The organism is Streptomyces sp. M41(2017) (assembly GCF_002078175.1).
In the GTDB taxonomy this organism is placed as follows: domain Bacteria; phylum Actinomycetota; class Actinomycetes; order Streptomycetales; family Streptomycetaceae; genus Streptomyces.
Map to the genome: position 1 here is coordinate 4,313,110 of NZ_MWFK01000001.1, position 20,946 is coordinate 4,334,055.

Here is a 20,946-nt window from a genome sequence, read left to right on the forward strand (position 1 = left end):
CGGGCTTACTTGACGCCGAGACCGGCGTTGTCGACCGGGCTCTCGCCCGCGTCCTTGAGGACCTTGTTCAGGAGCGTGAGGTCATAGATGCCGTTCAGGTCGGGCTTCTCCAGAAGACCGGCCTTCACCGCGTGGTCCGCCTCGGTGGTCAGGGTGGAGGCCAGCGGGTCGTTGGTGATCTGGATGGACTTCCAGGCCGGGTCGAGGACATCGGCCGGCAGGGCCTTGCCGGAGTCCGCCTCCAACTGCTTGTTCGCCGACGCCTTCGCCTCGTCCGGGTTGGCGTTGATCCACTTGTTGGTCTCGACGGAACCCTTCAGGACCGCCTCGACGACCTTCGGGTGCTCCTTGAGGAACTTCTGCGACACGATGATGTTCGTGATCACGAACTTCTTGTCGGGCCACAGGTCCCGCTCGTCGAGCAGCACCTTGCCGCCCTCGGCGACCAGCTTGGACGCGGTCGGCTCCGGCACCCAGGCGCCGTCGATGGAGCCGGACTTGTAGGCGTCCGGGGTGATCTTGTTGTCGGTGCGGACGACCGAGACGTCACCCTTGCCGCTCTGCGCGTCGACCTTCCAGCCCTGCTCCGCCGCCCAGTTGAGGAAGGCGACGTCCTGGGTGTTGCCGAGCTGCGGCGTCGCGATCTTCTTGCCCTTGACGTCCTTCAGGGACGTGATCTTCTTGGGGTTGACCACGAGCTTGACGCCGCCCGAAGCCGAACCGCCGATGATGCGCAGGCTCTTGCCCTGGGACTTCGTGAAGCCGTTGATCGAGGGCGAGGGGCCGATCCAGCCGATGTCGATGGACCCCGAGTTGAGGGCCTCGATCTCGGAGGGGCCGGCGTTGAAGATCTGGTACTTCGCCGAGGTGGCGCCGAGCTCCTTCTGGAAGAAGCCCTTCTGGTTGCCGACCAGCGCGGTGGCGTGCGTCAGGTTGCCGAAGTAGCCGATCTTCACGGAGTCGAGTCCGTCGATCTTCTTCGATCCGGCGGCGACCTTCGCCTTGGTGTCGTCCTTGGCGTCGGAGCCGTAGCTGCACGCCGCGAGGGCGAGCAGGGGCAGCGCGGTGGCGACGGCGAGGCCGCGGCGCACCAGGGCGGAGCGGTGGGAGCGGATGGCAGGCACGGGAGGTGTTCCTCTCGTTGGCCCGGCGGTCACGCCTTTCTCAGGTCGTGGCCGGGAGGTCGGCAGGTCTTCGTCTTCGCTGGCTGTGGGGGGACGGGGCGCGCAGGCAGTGCGCGTACGTCATCGCGCACATCGCGCGACTCCGCCCTGCCCGCTGCCGAGGGCGCCGCTGCCGACGCGGCCGCCCTCCTTCGCGAACGTGGAGTAGTAGTCGATGGGGTTCATGTCAGAAGTCCCAGCCCTCGGCACCGGCGTCGACTGCCTCGTCGGTGACCGGCTGCGGCGCGGCGAACGACTCGCCGACCATGCCCGCGGTCAGGGTCGTGCCGTCGGCCGGGTCGATCAGGATGAACGCGCCGGTGCGCCGGGAGTCGGCGTACGCGTCGAGCGGGAGCGGTTCGGCGGTGCGGATCTTGACGCGGCCGATGTCGTTGGCGACCAGCCGGCCCGGGTGCGGGTGCAGCGAGAGGTCGTCCAGGGTCAGCCGGGACGGGATGTCCTTGACGATCCCCTTGACCGTGCGGGTGCCGTGCTTGAGCAAAACCCGGTGGCCCACGGTGAGCGGCTCGTCCGCCACGTGGCAGACCGTCGCCTCGACGTCCTGGGTGGTCGGCGGCGCGTCCTTGCTCGGCACGAGCAGGTCGCCGCGCGAGACGTCGATGTCGTCCTCCAGCAGGAGGGTCACCGACTGCGGGGTCCAGGCGACGTCGACCGGGGTGCCCAGCAGGTCGATGCCGGCCACCTTCGAGGTGCGGCCGGACGGCAGCACGGTGACGCTCTCGCCGACGCGGAACGTACCGGCGGCTATCTGGCCCGCGTACCCCCGGTAGTCGGGGTGCTCGGCGGTCTGCGGGCGGATCACGTACTGCACGGGCAGCCGCGCGTGGCAGTGCGCCAGGTCGTGGCTGACGGGCACGGTCTCCAGGTGTTCGAGCACCGTGGGACCGCCGTACCAGTCCATGTTCGCGGAGGGTTCCACCACGTTGTCGCCGGCCAGTGCCGAGATGGGGATCGCGGTGATCTCGGGGACGCCCAGCTCGGAGGCGTACGCCGTGAACTCCTCGGCGATCGTCGCGAAGACGGTCTCCTCGTACGCGACGAGGTCCATCTTGTTCACCGCGAGGACCACGTGCGGGACGCGGAGCAGGGCGGCGACCGCGGCGTGCCGGCGGGTCTGCTCGATGACGCCGTTGCGGGCGTCGACGAGGACGACGGCCAGGTCCGCGGTGGAGGCACCGGTGACCATGTTCCGGGTGTACTGCACGTGCCCGGGGGTGTCGGCGAGGATGAACCGGCGCCGCGCGGTGGCGAAGTAGCGGTAGGCGACGTCGATCGTGATGCCCTGTTCCCGCTCGGCGCGCAGCCCGTCGGTGAGCAGGGCGAGGTCCGGGGTGTCCTGGCCGCGGCCGGCCGAGACACGCTCCACGGCCTCCAGCTGGTCCGTCAGGATCGACTTGGAGTCGTGCAGCAGCCGGCCGACGAGGGTGGACTTGCCGTCGTCGACGGAACCGGCGGTCGCGAAGCGCAGCAGGGTGGTCGCCGACAACTGCTCGACCGACAGCGGCTCGGTGGGTTCGGTGGTGCTGGTCATGTCTAGAAGTACCCCTCGCGCTTGCGGTCTTCCATCGCGGCCTCGGACATCTTGTCGTCGGCGCGGGTCGCGCCGCGCTCGGTGAGACGGGAGGCGGCGATCTCGGCGATGACGGCGTCCAGGGTGGTCGCCTCGGAGTCGACGGCGCCGGTGCAGGACATGTCGCCGACGGTGCGATAGCGGACGAGCCGCCGCTCGACCGTCTCGCCGTCCTTCGGGCCGCCCCACTCACCGGCGGTCAGCCACATGTTGGACCGCTGGAAGACGTCCCGCTCGTGCGCGAAGTAGATGTCGGGCAGCTCGATGCCCTCGCGGGCGATGTACTGCCAGACGTCCAGCTCCGTCCAGTTGGACAGCGGGAAGACGCGGACGTGCTCGCCGGGCGCGTGCCGGCCGTTGTACAGCTGCCACAGCTCGGGGCGCTGGCGGCGCGGGTCCCACTGGGAGAACTCGTCGCGCAGCGAGAACACCCGCTCCTTGGCGCGTGCCTTCTCCTCGTCGCGGCGCCCGCCGCCGAAGACGGCGTCGAAGCGCTCCGCCTGGATCTTCTCCGTGAGGGGCAGGGTCTGCAGCGGGTTGCGGGTGCCGTCGGGGCGTTCGCGCAGCACCCCGCGGTCGATGTAGTCCTGCACGGAGGCGACGTGGAGCCGCAGCCCGTGCTCCGCCACCGTGCGGTCGCGGTAGGCGAGGACCTCGGGGAAGTTGTGCCCGGTGTCCACGTGCAGCAGCGTGAAGGGGATCGCGGCGGGCGCGAACGCCTTCAGCGCGAGGTGCAGCATGACGATGGAGTCCTTGCCGCCGGAGAAGAGGATCACCGGCCGCTCGAACTCGCCCGCGACCTCGCGGAAGATGTGCACGGCCTCGGACTCCAGGGCGTCCAGGTGCGACAGCGCGTACGGGCTGCTGTCCGTGTCCCCGGTGACACTGGCGACGGTCGTCATGCGAGACCCCTCTCGGTGAGCAGCGCGTGCAGCGCGGCCGCGGACTCCTGCACGGTCTGGGTGTGCGACGCGATGCGCAGATCGGGTGACTCGGGCTCCTCGTAGGGGTCGTCGACGCCGGTCAGGCCCGAGATCTCGCCCGCCGCCTGCTTGGCGTACAGCCCCTTCACGTCCCGCACCGAGCAGACCTCGACCGGTGTCGCCACGTGCACCTCCAGGTAGGCGGTGTCCCCGGCCCGGTGACGGTCCCGGACCGCCGCGCGGCTGTCCGCGTACGGCGCGATCACCGGGACGAGCGCCTTGACGCCGTTGCGTGCCAGCAGTTCGGCGAGGTAGCCGATCCGCCGTACGTTCGTGTCGCGGTCCGCGCGGGAGAAGCCGAGGCCGGCGGAGAGGAACTCGCGGACCTCGTCGCCGTCGAGCACCTCGACGCGGTGGCCCTCCTCGCGCAGCCGGCCGGCCAGTTCGTACGCGATGGTGGTCTTGCCGGCACTCGGCAGACCCGTGAGCCAGACGGTGGCTCCGGTCGTCACTTGCTGCTCCTGGGAGATCGTGGGGTTCGCGGCCGTCGCGGCTGCCGTCGTCGTCGGCGTCATCCGTGCAGCCCGCACTCGGTCTTCGAACGGCCGGCCCAGCGGCCCGCGCGCGCGTCCTCGCCCGCCTGCACCCGTCGGGTGCAGGGCGCGCAGCCGACGGAGGCGTAACCGTCCGTCAGCAGGGGGTTGGTGAGGACCCCGTGCTCGGCGACGTACGCGTCGACGTCGTCCTGCGTCCAGCGGGCGATGGGCGAGATCTTGACCTTCCGGCGCTTCTCGTCCCAGCCGACGACCGGGGTGTTCGCCCGGGTCGGGGACTCGTCGCGGCGCAGCCCGGTCGCCCACGCGTCATAGGCCGTCAGGCCCTCTTCGAGCGGCTGGACCTTGCGCATCCTGCAGCACAGGTCGGGGTCGCGGTCGTGCAGCCGGGGCCCGAACTCGGCGTCCTGCTCGGCGACCGTGCGGCGCGGGGTGAGGGTGATGACGTTGACGTCCATCACGGCCTCGACGGCGTCCCGGGTGCCGATGGTCTCGGGGAAGTGGTAGCCGGTGTCGAGGAACACCACGTCGACGCGGCGGTCGCCCGGGAACGCGCGGGAGGCCAGATGGGCGACGACCGCGTCCTCCATCGAGGACGTGACGCAGAACTTCCCGCCGAAGGTGTCCGCGGCCCAGCGGAGGATCTCCGGCGCGGAGGCGTCCTCCAGGTCGCGCCCCGCCCGCTCGGCGAGGTTCTTCAAGTCCTCGTCCGTACGCTCTTGCTGAAGTGCCGTCATATCTCCGCCCCTCCACGGTCGTCCTGCCGAAGGCCCCGGGACAGCAGCCCGAGGAACTTCAGCTGGAAGGCCCGGTTGCACGCCGCGCATTCCCACGCGCCGTGACCTTCTTCGCTGGGCCGCAGGTCCTCGTCCCCGCAGTAGGGGCAGTAGAACGGTGCCGCTCGCTCGCTCATGACAGCGCCTCCTCGGAGGCGCGCGAGGCCCAGAGCGCGAAGCGTTCGCCGTCCTCACGCTCCGCCTGGAAGCGCTTGAGGACCCGCTCGACGTAGTCCGGCAGTTCGTCCGAGGTGACCTTCAGACCGCGGACCTTGCGGCCGAACCCGGCCTCCAGGCCGAGCGCCCCGCCCAGGTGCACCTGGAAGCCCTCGACCTGTTCGCCCTGTTCGTTGAGGACCAGCTGGCCCTTGAGGCCGATGTCCGCGACCTGGATGCGGGCGCAGGCGTTCGGGCAGCCGTTGATGTTGATGGTGATGGGCTCTTCGAACTCGGGGATGCGGCGCTCGAGTTCGTCGATGAGGGAAGCTCCGCGCGCCTTGGTCTCGACGATCGCGAGCTTGCAGTACTCGATGCCGGTGCAGGCCATCGTGCCGCGCCGGAACGTGGAAGGACGGGCCGTCAGGTCGAGGGCCTCCAGGCCTTCGACGAGCGAGTCGATCCGCGTCTCGTCCACGTCGAGCACGATCATCTTCTGCTCGACCGTCGTGCGCAGCCGGCCCGAGCCGTGCGCCTCGGCCAGCTCGGCGATCTTGGTCAGGGTCGCGCCGTCCACGCGGCCGACACGCGGCGCGAAGCCGACGTAGTACAGCCCGTCCTTCTGCCGGTGCACGCCGACGTGGTCGCGCCAGCGGGCGACGGGCTGCGCGGGGGCGGGTCCGTCGACCAGCTTCCGCTGCAGGTACTCGTCCTCCAGGATCTGGCGGAACTTCTCCACGCCCCAGTCGGCGACCAGGAACTTCAGGCGGGCGCGGGTGCGCAGCCGGCGGTAGCCGTAGTCACGGAAGATCGAGATGACGCCCTCGTAGACGTCCGCGACCTCGTCCAGCGGGACCCAGGCGCCCAGGCGCTGGCCGATCTTCGGGTTCGTGGAGAGGCCGCCGCCGACCCACAGGTCGAAGCCGGGGCCGTGCTCGGGGTGGTGCACCCCGACGAAGGCGATGTCGTTGATCTCGTGCGCCACGTCGAGCAGCGGCGAGCCGGAGATCGCCGACTTGAACTTGCGGGGGAGGTTCGAGAAGTCCTTGTTGCCGATGATCCGGCGGTGGATCTCCTCGACGGCGGGCGTGCCGTCGATGATCTCGTCCTCGGCGATGCCGGCGACGGGCGAGCCGAGGATGACGCGAGGGGTGTCGCCACAGGCCTCGGTCGTGGACAGGCCCACGGCCTCCAGGCGGTCCCAGATCTCCGGGACGTCCTCGATGCGGATCCAGTGGTACTGCACGTTCTGCCGGTCGGTGAGGTCGGCGGTACCGCGCGCGAACTCCTGCGAGATCTCGCCGATGACGCGCAGCTGTTCGGTGGTCAGCCGACCGCCGTCGATACGGACGCGCAGCATGAAGTACTTGTCGTCCAGCTCCTCCGGCTCCAGGATCGCGGTCTTGCCGCCGTCGATCCCGGGCTTGCGCTGGGTGTAGAGACCCCACCAGCGCATCCGGCCGCGCAGGTCGTTGGGGTCGATCGAGTCGAAGCCCCGCTTGGAGTAGATCGTCTCAATGCGTGTCCGCACGTTGAGACCGTCGTCGTCCTTCTTGAACTGCTCGTTGCCGTTGAGGGGGGTGAAGTGGCCCACGGCCCACTGACCCTCACCACGGTGACGGCTCACCTTGCGGCGGGGCGCGGCGTCGGGATTCTGCGGGGTGGCGGCCATGGCTGTTACGTCCTTCGAGACTGCGGGACAGGTCTGTCTGCGGCTCTGACCTGCGCGTACGGGCGCATACGGAGGTATGGGCGCGAGGCTGCGCGGGGAGTGCAGAAAGGGAGGAAGTCGGCGTCGCTGTGCTGATCAGCTCGCCGGACAGATGGCGCTGGACATGCGGCCGAGGTCGACGTGCCGCCGACTCACCAAGGCAATCCCAGTTCCAGACATGACGGAAGCGTGTCACGCGGATCTCGGGCCAGTCCACCATCATCCAAAATGTGGACACCCTTGTCCCGGATGGCGAGACAAGGGTGTCGCCGGTCACAGAACCGGGTTCGCGCGCGTGCGCGGGAAGAGGCGAGGAGAAGGGGAAGAACGCGGCTCAGGCGGTGTGGGCTCCGGGCCACGGGCCCGGGGTGGCCACCTCGCGCTCCTCCTCGACCTTGGTGTCGAAGAGCTTGAAGCCGCGGCGCTGGTAGTTGTCCATCGCGTGCTCGCCGTCCTTGCTGCAGGTGTGCAGCCAGACGCGCTTCGTCTCGGCCAGCCCGGGCCAGCGCCCGGCGAGGTCCCAGGCGCGCGCGGTCCCGTAGGACAGCAGGTGCCCGCCGATGCGGCGGCCGCGGAACGCGGGGAGGAGTCCGAAGTAGGCGACCTCGACGACCCCGTCGTCCTGTGCGCTCAGCTCGACGTAGCCCGCGGGCGTTCCCCGGTCGTAGGCGACCCAGGTCTCCACGCCCGGCCTGTCGAGGACCTCCTGCCACTGCGCGTACGTCCAGGAGAGCCGGTCGGTCCAGCGGATGTCGCCGCCGACGGAGGCGTACAGGAAGCGGCTGAACTCGGGGGAGGGGACCTCGGCGCGGACGATGCGGACGTCGCCGTCGGGGGCCATCGCGGGGAGCAGGTCGGTCGGTGCCGTCTGCTCCAGGGACCAGGTGGTCACGCTGACGTTGCTCATGCCGGTCAGGGAACCACGAGAGCCGGGGCCCCTCCAAAAACGGCCCCGGGCGGGCGGCCGCCGCTCCTACTCCAGCGACTTGTCGACCGACGACAGCGGTACCGCGTACAGCACCCGTCGCGCCGCCGCGTCCGTGAGGGTCCACAGTTCGCCGGTCTGCGGCCAGTAGGAGAGGGCCCCGGGGCCGACACCCCAGCAGGCGTGCGACTGGTCCGCCGTGCAGATGGCCGCCTGTGCGCCGTCGCCGTTCTGCCGCCACAGCGAACCGTGCAGGCCCCCGCCGTTGTCGGACGGCCGGCCCACGTACCACCGGGCCTCCCGCGTGCCCGCGGACCGGTGCGAGAGGACGCCGGACACGCCGGTGCCCTTCGTCGAGTAGGCCTCGACCGCGTCCACGTGTCCCTGGGCGTCGGCGAGCAGCCCCGTGCGGTACGCGGCGGTGCTGAACGGATAACGCCACACACGGGTCCGCTCCGCGCGGCCGCCCGCGGCCTCCGTGGCCACCAGGCTGGCCGGCGTGGTCGTACGGTCCAGGGAGAGCGAGCCGAAACAGGGGACCGCCCCGTCGCGGCCGCGCGTACAGGAGCCGCCGTCGGGGTCGTACGAGCCGATGGCGGGCATCACGTACCGGTAGCCGGCGGCCGAGTAGCCGTCCCCGGTACGGCCCACGGCGGCGCCGGCCACCCCGGTGCGCAGCACGCGGTGCAGGTCGAAGACGAGGAGGCCCGCGCCGTGCGCCGCGGTGACGATCAGCTTGTCCTGGTACCAGACCATGCCGCCGAGGCCCGAGCGGACCGCCGTGAAGTCCTTGCCGCCGGAACGCGGGGCGACCAGCAGGACCCATCGGTACCGGAGTGCCTCCGGGTCGGTGGCGTCGACGAAGGCGACCTTGGCGAAGCCCTCACGCCCGGCCGCCGGGGCGGTCTCCGCGCCGTGGCGGGTCCAGCCCGCCAGGATCACCCGGCGGGTGCCCCACTGTCCGGTGACGTCGGCGTCCCCTGAGGTGGTCACGGAGCGTGGCTGCCACTGTCCGGACCGCGCGTCCGCGCGGTCCCAGCAGTACGCGCGCGTGGCCGTCGGTTCGACGGGCAGCGCGGACCGTTCCCGGGCGGAGCAGTCGGCGGTGTTGCGCAGGGCGTGGTCGGTGTCGTCCAGGACGCCCTCGACGCCGACGTTGCCGCCCATGTTCCCGCTGAGCGTGTCGAGCGACTCCCGGGACGTGAGGTTCTCGTGCAGGCCCAGTTGCTGGGAGGCCGAGCCGGCCCGGAGTTCGGTGAGGCCGCCCGGGCTGTTGCCGCCGGTGGCCTGCGAGGTGCTGATCAGGGTGGCGGCCGCGGTGAGCGCGAGCGCGGTTCCGGCAAGGGTGGCGCGCAGCGCCTGACCCCTTCTGCGACGACGATGCCTGCCGCGCTGCTTCATGCGTCCTCCCGACTAGGCCAACTGCCTCCCCCGCCGAGGGCGTTGACGGAGAGACGGGTGGGGTGGCCTGTGAAGGGGATGCTACGACAGAGACCCCCGGGCCAGGACAAAGTCCACGGAAGACGCTCACTAAATACGCTCACGTCATACCCTTCGTCGGTCCTGCGGGGAGACACACGGCCTGCCCGTCCCCGCCATCCGTCCGCCCCATCCGCTCTCAGGACCGTCCGGGTCCGGCCGCCGACCGGGCTCCGAGCACCGCCGGAGCCGTCGAGTGCGGCAGCAGGTCCAGCGGGTCCTCGGGCAGCAGGACCTCGACCTCCAGCTCCTCGCGGAAGCGGTAGGGCCGGTGGTCGAGGAGCCCCGTGAGCCGCCGCCGGACCCGCGACAGTTCGGCCCGCACGGTGACCGTGCGGGTCGGGTCGCCGAACAGGTCCACCGCGAGCTGCGCCGCACTGCGTCCCTGCCGGTGCACGGCGAGGACGTACAGCAGCTCCGCGTGGCGGGGGCTCAGGTCCTGGGCCCAACTGCCCGCCGTGCCCGACACGGTGACACGGGGCCGCCGCGGGTCGGCGAGGTCGAGGAGGATCCGGGCGGCGCCGGCGCCCGCGTCGTCCCCGGTCCCGGTGACGCGCAGCAGCCAGCCGCCCGGCATCGGCTCGGCGACGCACGCCCCGAGCGTGGGCAGCCAGGTCCGGCCCGCGCCGAAGTCGTCCGGCAGCGGGACCCGGTCGACGGGCGGCATTCCGGTGACGGCGGCGAGCCAGCCGTGCGTGTCCACCACCATCGCCCGGCCGGACAGCCGTGACAGCAGGGGGGCGGCGACCGCCCGTAACCGTTCGATGGCCGTCAGGTGCCGGGTGCGCAGTTCACTTTCGGCCAGCCGTGACACCGTGTCGACCAGGGCGAGCGTGGCCGGGTGGAAGGTGGTGTCCGGGCCGCTCACGTCGACGACACCGAGCAGCCGTCCGTCGCGCGGGTCGTGGACGGGAGCTGCGGCGCACGTCCACTCGTGCAGGGCGCGGACGAAGTGCTCGGCCGCGTGCACCTGCACCGGGGCGTCCACCGAGAGGGCCGTGCCGATGGCGTTGGTGCCCGTGGCGTCCTCGCTCCAGTCGGCGCCTTCGGCCAGGCAGACGGCGTCGGCGCGGCGCAGCACGCCCGCGTTGCCCTCCCGCCACAGCACCCTGCCCTCCGGGTCCGCGACCACCATGATCTGCAGGGAGGCGTCGGCGACCGCTCCGAGCCCGGCGCTGAGCGTCGGCAGCACATCGGCGAGGACGGTGGACGTCCGCCGGTGTTCGAGTTCGTCCGACGGCAACCGCACACTGTCCGTTCCCTGTTCGGGATCGACGCCCAGGCGTCTCATCCGCTGCCACGACTGGCCGATCACCGGCCGTGGAGCGATCAGCGCGCGTCCGCCCTTGACCGACGACGTCCAGCTCCCCCGGAGAGGGGCGGACGTTTCGGACGCGTCGAGCGGTGCGAACGGGGTGGGACGGATCGATGTGGTCTTCACTGGGCACTCCCGGAACGAGGACCGCGGACGAGCCACGACGCCGCCGTCCTCCCACATCGTGCCTGCTCTGGGCCCGGTCCGCGCGCACTTCGCACAAGGTGCACAAAGGAATGCAACGGTCTGCAACTCTCGCCAACGGTCACAAGGTTCCCTGAAACTGACAGCGACGCCGCCTGAGCGGCGTCCGAGCTCCTGAACGGGGCCAAGCCGGGGGTGGTGCCGTGTCGGCGCAGCACCACCCCCGCGCCGGGACCCCGTCAGGCCACCGGCCGGGCCCGCTCCACCACCGTGGCCAGATCCAGACTGTGCGGCAGCGTGCCGAACGCGGAACCCCAGTCCCCGCCCAGCCGTGACGCGCAGAACGCGTCCGCGACCTCCGGCGGTGCGTACCGGACCAGCAGCGACCCCTGCAGCACCGTCGCGATCCGCTCGACCAGCCGGCGGGCCCGGCCCTCGATGCCGTCCAGGTCGGCGAGTTCGGCCAGCAGGTTCTTGATGGCGCCGTCCAGCCGGTGGTCGGCACCGCGCGCCTGTCCCACCTCCCGCAGATAGGCGTCCAGCGCGTCCGGCTCCCGCTGCAGCGCGCGCAGCACGTCCAGCGCCTGCACATTGCCCGCTCCCTCCCAGACGGAGTTGAGAGGGGACTCGCGCAACAGCCTCGGCATGCCCGACTCCTCGACGTAGCCGTTGCCGCCCAGACACTCCAGGGCCTCCGCCGCGACCGGCGTACACCGCTTGGTCACCCAGTACTTGGCGGCCGGCACGGCGAGCCGCAGGAAGGCCCGCTCCTGCTCGCTGTCGTCGTCGTAGGCCGCGGCCAGCCGCATCGCCAGCGTGGTGGCCGCCTCCGACTCCAGCGCCAGGTCCGCGAGGACGTTGCGCATCAGCGGCTTGTCGACGAGCCGGCCGCCGAACGCCTCGCGGTACGTGCAGTGGTGCACCGCCTGCGCGACGGCCTGCCGCATCAGCGCGGCCGACCCGAGCACACAGTCCAGCCGGGTCGCCGCGACCATCTCGATGATGGTCCGCACCCCGCGGCCCTCCTCGCCCACCCGGCGCGCCCAGGTCCCGTCGAACTCGACCTCGCTCGACGCGTTGGAACGGTTGCCGAGCTTGTCCTTCAGCCGCTGGATGCGGAAGACGTTGCGGGTGTCGTCCTCCAGGACGCGCGGCACCAGGAAGCAGGTCAGGCCGCCCGGCGCCTGAGCCAGCACGAGGAAGCCGTCCGACATCGGCGCCGAACAGAACCACTTGTGTCCGGTCAGCCCGTACGTCCCCTCCTCGGCGAGCGGACGCGCCTCGGTCGTGTTGGCCCGTACGTCGCTGCCGCCCTGCTTCTCGGTCATGCCCATACCGAAGATCACGCCGGGCTTCCGGGAGGCGGGCCGCAGCTCCTGGTCGTAGATCGTGGACGTCAGCCGCGGCTCCCACTCGGCGGCGAGCGCCGGATCGGTGCGCAGCGCGGGCACGGCCGCGTGGGTCATCGACAGCGGGCAGCCGTTGCCCGCCTCGGCCTGGGCCCAGACGACGAAGCCCGCCGCGCGCCGCAGGTGTCCCCCGGGCCGGTTCCACGCGGAGGTGAGCCCCGCCGACACGCCCTTGCCGAGGAGGCGGTGCCACGCCGGGTGGAAGTCGACCTGGTCGATCCGGTTGCCGTAGCGGTCGTGAGTGCGCAGCTTGGGCGGGTTCTCGTTGGCCAGCGCACCCCACTCCTGCACCTGGGCGGAACCGGAGGACCGGCCGAGCGCGGACAGTTCGTCGTGGGCCTCGTCGAGAAGCCCTGGATCGAGGTGCCGGTCGACCGCCTCGGTGAGGGCCCGGTCGGCGGCGAATACGTCATATCCGACCAGGGGCGGAGCCTGGTTGGTCACGGTGTGGGTGCTGGCTGCCATACGGATACGGTAAGGACGTGCACCAGGCAAAAGAAACACCTGAACGGCCCCGCCCGGGCCGCTTCCACCGCGCACGCGCGCTGTACCGGAACGTTTCGAAGCGCAGGACCGCCTGGCTGCTGCTCAAGGACACCGTCAACTCGTGCATGGAGTACCGGATCCTGGGACTGGCGGCCGAGGCCGCCTTCTTCACGCTCCTGTCCGTGCCTCCGCTGCTGCTCAGCATGATCGGGCTGCTCGGTTACGTGGACGACTGGACCGGCGCCGACACCATCGCCAGCCTGGAGTCCAACCTGCTGGAGGCGTCCCGCACCGTCCTCACCGAGAAGGGCGTGCACCAGATCGCCGAGCCGATCCTGCACGACGTGATGAAGGGCGGCCGGCCCGACATCATCTCGCTCGGCTTCCTGTTCGCCCTGTGGTCGGGCTCGCGCGCGGTCAACGTCTTCATCGACACCATCACCGTGATGTACGGCCTCGACGGCACCCGCGGGATCGTGAAGACCCGTGTCATGTCGTTCCTGCTGTTCATCGTGGCGCTGCTGATCGGCTCGGTCGCCCTGCCGCTGATGGTGGCGGGACCGGACGCCGTGGTGAACTTCGTGCCCTGGTCGACGACCGTCGTGCAGGTCCTGTACTGGCCCGTCGTCATCGTGCTGTCGGTCGTCTTCCTGACCACGCTCTACCACGTGTCCGTGCCCGTCCGTTCACCGTGGGTGGAGGACGTGCCGGGCGCCCTGGTCGCCCTCGCCATGTGGGTGCTCGGCAGTTTCCTGCTCCGCATCTATCTCACCAACACCGTCGAGGGCCCCACCATCTACGGCTCGCTCGCCGCGCCGGTCGCCGTCCTGCTGTGGATCGGTGTGTCCGCGTTCGCCGTCCTCGTCGGCGCCGCGGTGAACGCCGCGATCGACCGGGTCTGGCCGGCCGCCGCCACGGCCGCGGCCCGCGCCGCCAACGAGCGGATGCGCGAGGCCCAGGCAGCCGAGTACGTGGCCCGCGTCGCCGCGACCCGCTCGTACGACTCCGACTACGACGCCGATCCCGACGACCCCGACATGCCCTCCGAGTTCCCGGAGCGCTGGTCGCGCTTCCTGCCCCCGGAGGACGTCACCTCCCGCCTGCGCACCCACATCAGGAACACCCAGCACGGCCACCGCCCCGAGAAGGACGGCGAGGAGCACCCCCCGCACGACACCCCCTGACCCGCACGTCCCTCGCGTCCGTCAGGCCTTCCACACCCCCGCCGCGGCGGCCTCCCGCGCGAACTCCGTGAAGTCCCGCGGCGCCCGCCCGAGGATCTCCGGGACACCGTCCGACAGATGCGCGTTCCGCCCGTCGAGCAGGCTTCCGAACAGCTCGACGAGGAACGTGACCTCCTCGGCGGGCACCCCGGACCCCGCGAGGACCTCGCCGTACTCCCGTGCCGACACCGGGGTGTACGTCATCGCCTCGCCGGTGGCCGCGGAGACCTCCGCGACCGCCTCCCGGAACGTCAGCAGCCGCGGCCCCGACACCTCCACCTCCCGCCCGGTGCACCGCCCGCCGCCGGTCAGCACCGCCACCACCACGTCCGCGATGTCCCGGACGTCCACGAACGGCTCCCGCACCTCACCGGCCGGGAAGACCAGCTCTCCGTGGCGCAGCCCCTCCACCAGCGGACCCTCGCTGAAGTTCTGCGCGAACCACGCAGCCCGTACGACCGTCCAGTCCGCGCCGGACGACCTGAGCGAATCCTCCGTCGCCAGGGCCTGCTCCTCGCCCCGCGACGACAGCAGCACCAGCCGCCGCACACCGAGCCCCACCGCCTCCCGGGCCAGGGCGCCGACCGCCTCCGTGGCGGCGGGCGAGCCCACGTCGGTGGGATGTACGAGGTACGCCGCGCCGGCGCCCGCGAGCGCCCCCGCCCAGGTCGACGGCTCGTCCCAGTCGAAGCCCGTCGCGCGCGACCCGGGCCGGACCGCCAGTCCGGCCGCCCGCGCGGCCGCCGCGACCCGGCTCCCGGTCCGTCCCGTCGCGCCTGTCACCAACACCGTCATGTTCCGCGTGTTCTCCGTCATGTCTTCGAGTCAACTGCCGTGCCGGGCACGGAACCATCGCCGAGCGGCTCGTCCCCATAAGCGGACGTCCACGGCGTCCACCCGGCCGGTCTACGCTGGCGCCATGGACGCTCGCCCGGGCTCGGACCCGCTGACGCGGGGGGACCCCCTTGCCGGCCTGCTGGAGGGTCCCCGCGCGCGGGGCGCCTTCATGATCCGCGCGTGCTTCGACCCGCCCTGGTCGCTCCGCGTCGAGGACCGCGCCCCGCTGACGATCATGCTCGTGGTGCGCGGTGACGCCTGGGTCGTACCGGACCGCGGCGACCGCGTCCGACTGCGGGCCGGTGACCTCGCCATCGCGCGCGGCCCCGACCCGTACGTCTGCGCCGACGACCCCGACACCCCCACGCAGGCCGTGATCCTGCCGGGCGGCGCGTGCTCCTACCCCGACGGGCGCTCGCTGAGCGGCCACTGGGACCTCGGGGTGCGCACCTGGGGCGACCGGCTCGACGGCTCCACGGTGCTGCTCATCGGCACCTACCTGATGCGGGGCGAGGTCGACGGCCGGCTGCTGGACGCCCTGCCGCCGCTGCTGTCGCTCACCTCCGACGTGTGGGAGTGCCCGCTCACCTCGATCCTCGCGGACGAGATGGTGCGCGACGAACCCGGTCAGGAGGTCGTCCTCGACCGGCTGCTCGACCTGCTGATGATCGCCGCCCTGCGGGCCTGGTTCTCCCGCCCCGAGGCCGCGACGCCCGCCTGGTACCGGGCCCTCGCCGACCCCGTCGTCGGCCGCGTCCTGCGGCTCGTGCGGGACGATCCCGCACACCCGTGGACGGTCGCGACGCTCGCCGCCAAGGCCGGTGTCTCGCGGGCCGCCCTGGCCAGGCGCTTCAGCGACCTCGTGGGGGAGCCCCCGATGACGTACCTGACCGGCCGGCGGCTCGCGCTGGCCGCCGACCGGCTCCGCGAGAGCGACGACACCCTGGAGACCATCGCCCGCCACGTCGGCTACGGCAGCGCCTTCGCCCTCTCCAGCGCCTTCAAGCGGGTGTACGGGGTCAGCCCGCAGGAACACCGGACGGGTGCGGCGTAGCCTGGCCACCATGTACGCGGAACGGGCGTCCAGGCTGCCCGGCGCGGTCGTGTGGAGCCGCGTCCCGGGCCCGCCCGCGCCCGGCGCGGACAACCGGAGCGCGGCATCGGGCGGCGGCCCGGGTGAGCCGCCCGCCACGCCCGTCGCGGCCGTTCTGCCGGACGGCTGCATGGACCTGCTGTGGACCGAGGGCCGCCTGCTGGTGGCCGGCCCCGACACAGGCCCCTACGTCCCGGACGAGGTGTCCTCCGGCGGCGGCTGGGCGGGCGTCCGCTTCTTCCCGGGCACGGCGCCCACCTACCTGGGCGTCCCGGCGGACGAACTCCGCGACCGGCGCGTCGAGTTGACCGACCTGTGGGCCGCTTCCGAGGTACGCCGCCTCGCCGCGCGGATCGACGCCGCCGACGACCCCGTGACCGCGCTCGAAGACGTCGCCCTGCGCCGGGCGGCCGACACCGAGCAGCCCGATCCGGTGCTCCTGGACGTCGTGGCCGCCCTGGACGCGGGGCGCCCGGTCGCCCGGACGGCGGATGAACTGGGCCTGGGCGCACGGCAGTTGCACCGGCGCTCCCTCAGGGCCTTCGGGTACGGACCCAAGACCCTGGCCCGCGTCCTGCGTCTGCAACGCGCCCTCGCCCTGGCCCGCGACGGCGTGCCCTTCGCGGAGACGGCGCTCCGAGCCGGATTCGCCGACCAGGCCCATCTGGCGCGCGACGTGCGGGAGCTGGCGGGCGCGACGCTCGGTGAACTGGTCGCCCGCCGATAGCCGCCCGTACTACTGGGCGGCCGCCCCGCCGCCGGGCAGCGGAGCGAACAGGTCCACGCCGTTGCCGTCCGGGTCGTGCACGACGGCGTACCGCATGCCCCAGAAGGCGTCCCAGGGCTTCAGCTCGCCGTGATGCCCGGCTCCGACCAGCGCCTCGTACACCGAGTCGACCTCGGCCGGGTCGTCGCAGCGGAAGGCGAGGGACGTCCGGCCGCCGCCGGACGGGGGCCGCCACCCCGGGTGGAAGGACCGCACGGTCTCCTCCGTGTCCAGGGCGAGACGCAGTCCGCCGGGCAGCGCGGCCTCGACGTGCGGCTCGGCCTCGGCACCCGCGGGGAAGTCGAGCCCGAGACGGCGGTAGAAGGCGAGAGAGGCGGCCATGTCGGAGACGACGAGGCCGATCACATGGAATCGAGGAGTCATACAGCCACGGTAGGGGGCCCACGAGACGGGGTCTTGAAGGAAACGGACAGGGTGGCCGGGCCCGGGGCAGCGGGGCGGAGGAGGCGGGCATCCTGGGGTCATGACCTTCCGCGTCCTCGTGTACACCCGTACGGCCGACTACCGGCACGACTCCATCCCGGCCGGGATCGCCGCCGTGCGGGGTCTCGGGGAGGCGTGCGGCTTCGCCGTCGACGCCACCGAGGACCCGGCCGTCTTCGAGGATCCGCTCGACGCGTACGCGGTGGTCGTCTTCCTGTCGACCAGCGGCGAGGTGCTGACGCCCGCCGGGCGCGACCGGCTCGCGGCCCACGTCGACGGGGGCGGCGGGTTCGCCGGGGTGCACGCCGCCGCCTGCACCGAGTACGACTGGCCGTACTACGGAGAACTGCTCGGTGCCCGATTCGACCGGCACCCCGACCTCCAGCCGGGCCGCGCCGTCGTCGAGGACCACGGACATCCGGCCACCCGACACCTCCCGCCCGTCTGGGAGTTCACGGACGAGTGGTACGACTTCCGCGCCAGCCCGCGCAGTTCGGTGCGCGTGCTCGTGTCGGCCGACGAATCCTCCTACGCGGGTGGAGGGATGGGGGATGACCACCCCCTCGCGTGGTCCCGGTCCCAGGGCGCGGGCCGCGTCTTCTACACCGCCCTCGGACACACCGCGCGGGCCTACGACGACGAGGACTTCCGCCGGCACCTCCTCGGCGGCATCACCTGGGCGGCGGCCGGCGCCTGAGCCGACTCCGCGGTGACGCGCGGACCAGGGGCGCACCGCGATATGGGCCGAATGGGGACGTCCGCAGGAATACCGGGACGTGATGTGATGCTCTGATCTTTACGACGCGCGACGACGAGGAGCTGGTCCCGGATGGTGGTGGACGCGGTGGAATCGGCGGAGACGAAGGACCCGGTGGCCGTCACCCCGCACGGCAGGGTGCGCGGCCGGTACGAGAACGGCATCGCCGTCTTCCGGGGCATCCCCTACGCCGCTCCGCCCTTCGGCCCCCACCGCTTCCGCCCGCCCGTGCCGCCCGAGCCGTGGGACGGCGTGCGGGACGCGGGCGCGTTCGGCCCGACGCCACCGAAACCGCCGTACTCCGAGGCGTTCGGGCGGCTGCTGTCCGACCCCAGCGTGCCCGGCGACGACTGCCTCAACCTCAACGTGTGGACCCCGGCCCCGGATCCCGCCGCCCGGCTCCCCGTCATGGTGTGGATCCACGGCGGCGCCCTCACCCGCGGTTCCTCGGCGGTTCCGGTCTACGACGGGCGCGCGTTCGCCCGGGACGGCGTCGTCCTCGTGTCCATCAACTACCGCCTGGGGGTGGAGGGGTACGGCCTCTTCCCGGATGCCCCCGCCAACCCCGGGCTGCGTGACCAGCTGGCCGCGCTGGAGTGGGTGCGGGCGTCCGTCGCCGCGTTCGGCGGCGATCCCGACCGGGTCACCGTCTTCGGCGAGTCCGCGGGGGCCATCAGCATCGGCGCGCTGCTCGCGAGCCCGCGGGCCCAGGGTCTCTTCCACCGGGCCGTCCTGCAGAGCGGCCCGCCCGAGGCGAGCGACCGGGACAAGGTGCGCCGGATGGTGCGCAGGATGGCCGCCCGGCTGAAGATCCCGGCGACGGCCGAGGCGTTCGCCGCCGTCGACCGCGGCCTTCTCCTGCGCACCCAGGCCGAGGTGGGCCGGCTCAGCAGCCCCGTCCTCGGCGGTCCCGCCTTCGGCATCGTCGTCGACGGCGACCTCGTCCCCCGCGACCCGTTGGAGGCACTCGTCGAGGGCGCCGCGCCGGACGTCGGCCTCCTCCTCGGCTGGACCCGCGACGAGTACCGGCTGTGGCTCGTGCCGGGCGGCCTCCTGGAACGCGTGGACCGTCTCGGCCCGGTCGCCCTGGCCGGAGCCAGGGCCCGCTGCCACTGCGGCCACGAGGTCCCCCGCGGCTACCGTGCCCTCCACCCGGAAGCGGGCACCGCCGATCTCGTCGGCCAGATGGTCACCGACCACATCCTGCGGGTCCCGCTGCACCGCCTCGCCGACGCCCGCGACGGCCGGCCCACCGCCGCCCTCGACGCGGACGCCCGAGGCGTCCCGCGGGCTCCGGCGTACGTCTACGAGTTCGCCTGGCCGTCCAACGTGCCGGACCTCGGCGCCTGCCACGCCCTGGAACTGGGCTTCGTCTTCGACACGCCCGACGTGCCCGAGTCGGAGAAGCTCGCGGGCGAGGGAGCCCCGCAGGAGCTCGCGGACGCCATGCACGGGGCGTGGGTGCGGTTCGCCGTCGACGGCGATCCGGGGTGGGACGCCTGGGACAGCTCGCATCCGGTCCGGATCTTCGGCGCCGGCGACCCGCACACCGTGCACGGCCCGCGCGACCGCGAACTGGCCCTGTGGGACGAGGACGCCGCGCGGCCCTCCCCGCCCCCGGCCGAGCTCGCGGACGGACTCCCCGAACCCGGAACCCCGGCACACCGGACCTTCTCCACGACGACCCGCACGGTGGCTCCCCTGTCCGTCGTCCGGCGTTTCCGCAGGCCGGGCGCGCGGGACGCCCCCGAGGGCGGCACCGGCACAGGTCGCCCGTGAGCGGCGGGGCGCTGTGGGCCGTGCGGGCGGGCGGCGGCGCGGGACACCAGGGAGGGTGGGGAGCCGCGGGCCATGCCGGTGGACGGACCGCGGCAGTGGCATCGGGCGGTCCTGCGCGTGAGGCGCCGCGGGTCGCGCCGGTGGGCGGCACCGGCCGATGACCGGCGGTTCGGTGCGGGCCACGTCGGGAGGAGCCGGGGTCGGGAGGGCCCTACGGGCGAGAGCGGGCGCCCCCGCGTCGACCGCGCTCAGTCGCCCCGCACCGCTGTCGCGATTCCCGCGATCGCCTCCGGACCCACCCGGCAGCACCCGCCGACGAGCCGCGCCCCGGCCCGCTCCCACCCGGCCACCTGACCGGCGGTGAACGACGAACTGCCCTTCCAGGCGCGGGCCTCGGCGTCCCAGGCCTCGCCGCTGTTCGGATAGACCACGACGGGCTTGCCGGTCACGCGGGCCGCGACGGCGACCGCCGCGTCCACGTCCTCGGGCGCGCAGCAGTTGACCCCGACCGCGACGATCTCGTCGGCCTCGGCGGCCGGTGCGAAGGCCTCCTCCAGCCGCTGACCGGCCCGCGTCCGGTCACCGGAGACGCTGTACGACAGCCAGGCCGGGACACCGAGCCCGCGCACCCCCCGCAGCAGGGCCAGCGCTTCGTCGGAGTCCGGGACCGTCTCCAGGGCCAGCACGTCGGGCTCCGCGGCGGCCAGCACCTCCAGGCGCGGGCGGTGGAACCGCTCCAGCTCGCCGACGCTCAGCCCGTACCGCCCCCGGTACTCCGAACCGTCCGCGAGCATCGCCCCGTACGGACCGACCGACGCCGCCACCCACAGCGGGCGCGCGACGCCCTTGGTGACCGCGCGCCGGGCCGCCTCGCGCGCCGACCCGACGCTCAGGGCGAGGAGCTCGGCCGCCCGCTCGTGCGTGATGCCGCGCCGCGCGAAACCCTCGAACGTCGCCTGGTAACTGGCGGTGATCGCGACGTCCGCGCCCGCCTCGTAGTAGGCGAGGTGTGCCTCGACGACCGCCTCGGGCCGCTCCGCCAGCAGCCGTGCCGACCACAGCGCGTCACTCAGGTCGTGCCCGGCCGACTCCAGCTGGTTGGACATGCCGCCGTCGAGCACGACCGTGCCGCGGGAGAGCGCCTCGGCGAAGGTACGGGGGGTGTCGCGGGCCGGGCGGCCGGCCGTGTCGCTGGTCATGCCACCGACGCTAGCCGATCCGGTCCCCGTCCTGCCGGGGAGGCCCGGACGGCACCGGGCCCGGAAGATCCTGACGGCACCCTGCCGGGAGAGGACCGGGCGGAGGCGCGCCGGCCCGCCCCCACTGGTTCGCCGACACCGGGATGCCGTCCTCGACGACGCCGCCGACCGCGGTCGACGAGAGGTCGGACGCCCGCTTCCTCGGGATCGTGCCCG

The 20,946-nt window shown here is 72.6% G+C and carries 20 protein-coding genes; 5 read left to right on the forward strand and 15 right to left on the reverse strand.

Annotation, left to right across the window (positions count from 1 at the left end; genetic code table 11):
* Positions 1 to 5: 5 nt before the first annotated feature.
* The 12 genes from B0675_RS18940 to B0675_RS18995 form a co-directional block, all read right to left on the reverse strand.
* On the reverse strand, positions 6 to 1,115 hold the full coding sequence (locus B0675_RS18940) for an aliphatic sulfonate ABC transporter substrate-binding protein (RefSeq protein WP_081221871.1): 1,110 nt from the start codon (positions 1,113 to 1,115) through the stop codon (positions 6 to 8).
* Between the two features lie 235 nt (positions 1,116 to 1,350).
* A complete protein-coding gene (locus B0675_RS18950; RefSeq protein ID WP_081220000.1) occupies positions 1,351 to 2,715 on the reverse strand; it encodes a GTP-binding protein in 1,365 nt (454 codons plus the stop codon).
* A 2-nt stretch (positions 2,716 to 2,717) separates the two neighbouring features.
* Positions 2,718 to 3,656: a sulfate adenylyltransferase subunit CysD gene (gene cysD / locus B0675_RS18955; protein WP_081220001.1), complete on the reverse strand. Its 939-nt coding sequence runs from the start codon at positions 3,654 to 3,656 to the stop codon at positions 2,718 to 2,720.
* A complete protein-coding gene (gene cysC, locus B0675_RS18960) occupies positions 3,653 to 4,189 on the reverse strand; it encodes an adenylyl-sulfate kinase (RefSeq protein WP_081220002.1) in 537 nt (178 codons plus the stop codon). The genes cysD and cysC overlap by 4 nt, the downstream gene beginning before the upstream one ends.
* A gap of 59 nt (positions 4,190 to 4,248) precedes the next feature.
* The gene (locus B0675_RS18965) at positions 4,249 to 4,968 is read right to left on the reverse strand and encodes a phosphoadenylyl-sulfate reductase (protein WP_081220003.1); all 720 of its coding nucleotides are present in this window, start codon (positions 4,966 to 4,968) and stop codon (positions 4,249 to 4,251) included.
* Positions 4,965 to 5,144 carry a hypothetical protein gene (locus B0675_RS18970; RefSeq protein ID WP_081220004.1) on the reverse strand — a complete coding sequence of 60 codons (180 nt, stop codon included), beginning with the start codon at positions 5,142 to 5,144 and terminating at the stop codon, positions 4,965 to 4,967. The genes B0675_RS18965 and B0675_RS18970 overlap by 4 nt, the downstream gene beginning before the upstream one ends.
* Positions 5,141 to 6,835 carry a nitrite/sulfite reductase gene (locus tag B0675_RS18975; RefSeq protein WP_081220005.1) on the reverse strand — a complete coding sequence of 565 codons (1,695 nt, stop codon included), beginning with the start codon at positions 6,833 to 6,835 and terminating at the stop codon, positions 5,141 to 5,143. Before B0675_RS18975 ends, B0675_RS18970 begins: the two co-directional genes overlap by 4 nt.
* A 135-nt stretch (positions 6,836 to 6,970) precedes the next feature.
* Complete coding sequence (locus B0675_RS42575; RefSeq protein ID WP_309486338.1) at positions 6,971 to 7,054, reverse strand: putative leader peptide; 84 nt, start codon at positions 7,052 to 7,054, stop codon at positions 6,971 to 6,973.
* Positions 7,055 to 7,208: 154 nt separating this feature from the next.
* Positions 7,209 to 7,781 carry a GNAT family N-acetyltransferase gene (locus B0675_RS18980; RefSeq protein WP_081220006.1) on the reverse strand — a complete coding sequence of 191 codons (573 nt, stop codon included), beginning with the start codon at positions 7,779 to 7,781 and terminating at the stop codon, positions 7,209 to 7,211.
* 66 nt (positions 7,782 to 7,847) lie between these two features.
* Positions 7,848 to 9,200 carry a hypothetical protein gene (locus tag B0675_RS18985; RefSeq protein WP_081220007.1) on the reverse strand — a complete coding sequence of 451 codons (1,353 nt, stop codon included), beginning with the start codon at positions 9,198 to 9,200 and terminating at the stop codon, positions 7,848 to 7,850.
* A gap of 217 nt (positions 9,201 to 9,417) precedes the next feature.
* Complete coding sequence (locus B0675_RS18990; protein WP_241539960.1) at positions 9,418 to 10,569, reverse strand: GAF domain-containing protein; 1,152 nt, start codon at positions 10,567 to 10,569, stop codon at positions 9,418 to 9,420.
* A 407-nt stretch (positions 10,570 to 10,976) separates the two neighbouring features.
* Positions 10,977 to 12,611: an acyl-CoA dehydrogenase family protein gene (locus B0675_RS18995; protein WP_081220009.1), complete on the reverse strand. Its 1,635-nt coding sequence runs from the start codon at positions 12,609 to 12,611 to the stop codon at positions 10,977 to 10,979.
* 17 nt (positions 12,612 to 12,628) lie between these two features.
* On the opposite strand from B0675_RS18995, the gene B0675_RS19000 reads away from it, so the two are divergent.
* Positions 12,629 to 13,816, forward strand: a complete 1,188-nt coding sequence (locus tag B0675_RS19000; protein WP_081220010.1) for a YihY/virulence factor BrkB family protein — start codon at positions 12,629 to 12,631, stop codon at positions 13,814 to 13,816.
* Positions 13,817 to 13,837: 21 nt separating this feature from the next.
* On the opposite strand, the gene B0675_RS19005 is transcribed toward B0675_RS19000, so the two are convergent.
* The gene (locus tag B0675_RS19005; RefSeq protein WP_081220011.1) at positions 13,838 to 14,671 is read right to left on the reverse strand and encodes an NmrA family transcriptional regulator; all 834 of its coding nucleotides are present in this window, start codon (positions 14,669 to 14,671) and stop codon (positions 13,838 to 13,840) included.
* Positions 14,672 to 14,774: 103 nt separating this feature from the next.
* Between B0675_RS19005 and B0675_RS19010 the strand changes: the two genes are divergently transcribed.
* Both B0675_RS19010 and B0675_RS19015 read left to right on the forward strand, forming a co-directional pair.
* Positions 14,775 to 15,746 (forward strand): AraC family transcriptional regulator, encoded by a 972-nt coding sequence (locus B0675_RS19010; RefSeq protein ID WP_081220012.1) that lies wholly within the window; start codon positions 14,775 to 14,777, stop codon positions 15,744 to 15,746.
* 10 nt (positions 15,747 to 15,756) lie between these two features.
* Positions 15,757 to 16,512 carry a helix-turn-helix transcriptional regulator gene (locus B0675_RS19015; protein ID WP_081221872.1) on the forward strand — a complete coding sequence of 252 codons (756 nt, stop codon included), beginning with the start codon at positions 15,757 to 15,759 and terminating at the stop codon, positions 16,510 to 16,512.
* Between the two features lie 9 nt (positions 16,513 to 16,521).
* On the opposite strand, the gene B0675_RS19020 is transcribed toward B0675_RS19015, so the two are convergent.
* The gene (locus B0675_RS19020; protein WP_081220013.1) at positions 16,522 to 16,935 is read right to left on the reverse strand and encodes a VOC family protein; all 414 of its coding nucleotides are present in this window, start codon (positions 16,933 to 16,935) and stop codon (positions 16,522 to 16,524) included.
* 100 nt (positions 16,936 to 17,035) lie between these two features.
* Here B0675_RS19020 and B0675_RS19025 point away from each other — a divergent pair, with 100 nt between their 5' ends.
* Positions 17,036 to 17,692 carry a ThuA domain-containing protein gene (locus tag B0675_RS19025; protein ID WP_081220014.1) on the forward strand — a complete coding sequence of 219 codons (657 nt, stop codon included), beginning with the start codon at positions 17,036 to 17,038 and terminating at the stop codon, positions 17,690 to 17,692.
* A 132-nt stretch (positions 17,693 to 17,824) separates the two neighbouring features.
* Positions 17,825 to 19,531, forward strand: coding sequence for a carboxylesterase family protein (locus B0675_RS19030; RefSeq protein WP_081220015.1), 1,707 nt, complete (start codon positions 17,825 to 17,827; stop codon positions 19,529 to 19,531).
* A 248-nt stretch (positions 19,532 to 19,779) separates the two neighbouring features.
* Here the strand turns inward: B0675_RS19030 and mmuM are convergent, their stop codons facing one another.
* Positions 19,780 to 20,730: a homocysteine S-methyltransferase gene (mmuM, locus tag B0675_RS19035; RefSeq protein ID WP_081220016.1), complete on the reverse strand. Its 951-nt coding sequence runs from the start codon at positions 20,728 to 20,730 to the stop codon at positions 19,780 to 19,782.
* Positions 20,731 to 20,946: the final 216 nt, after the last annotated feature.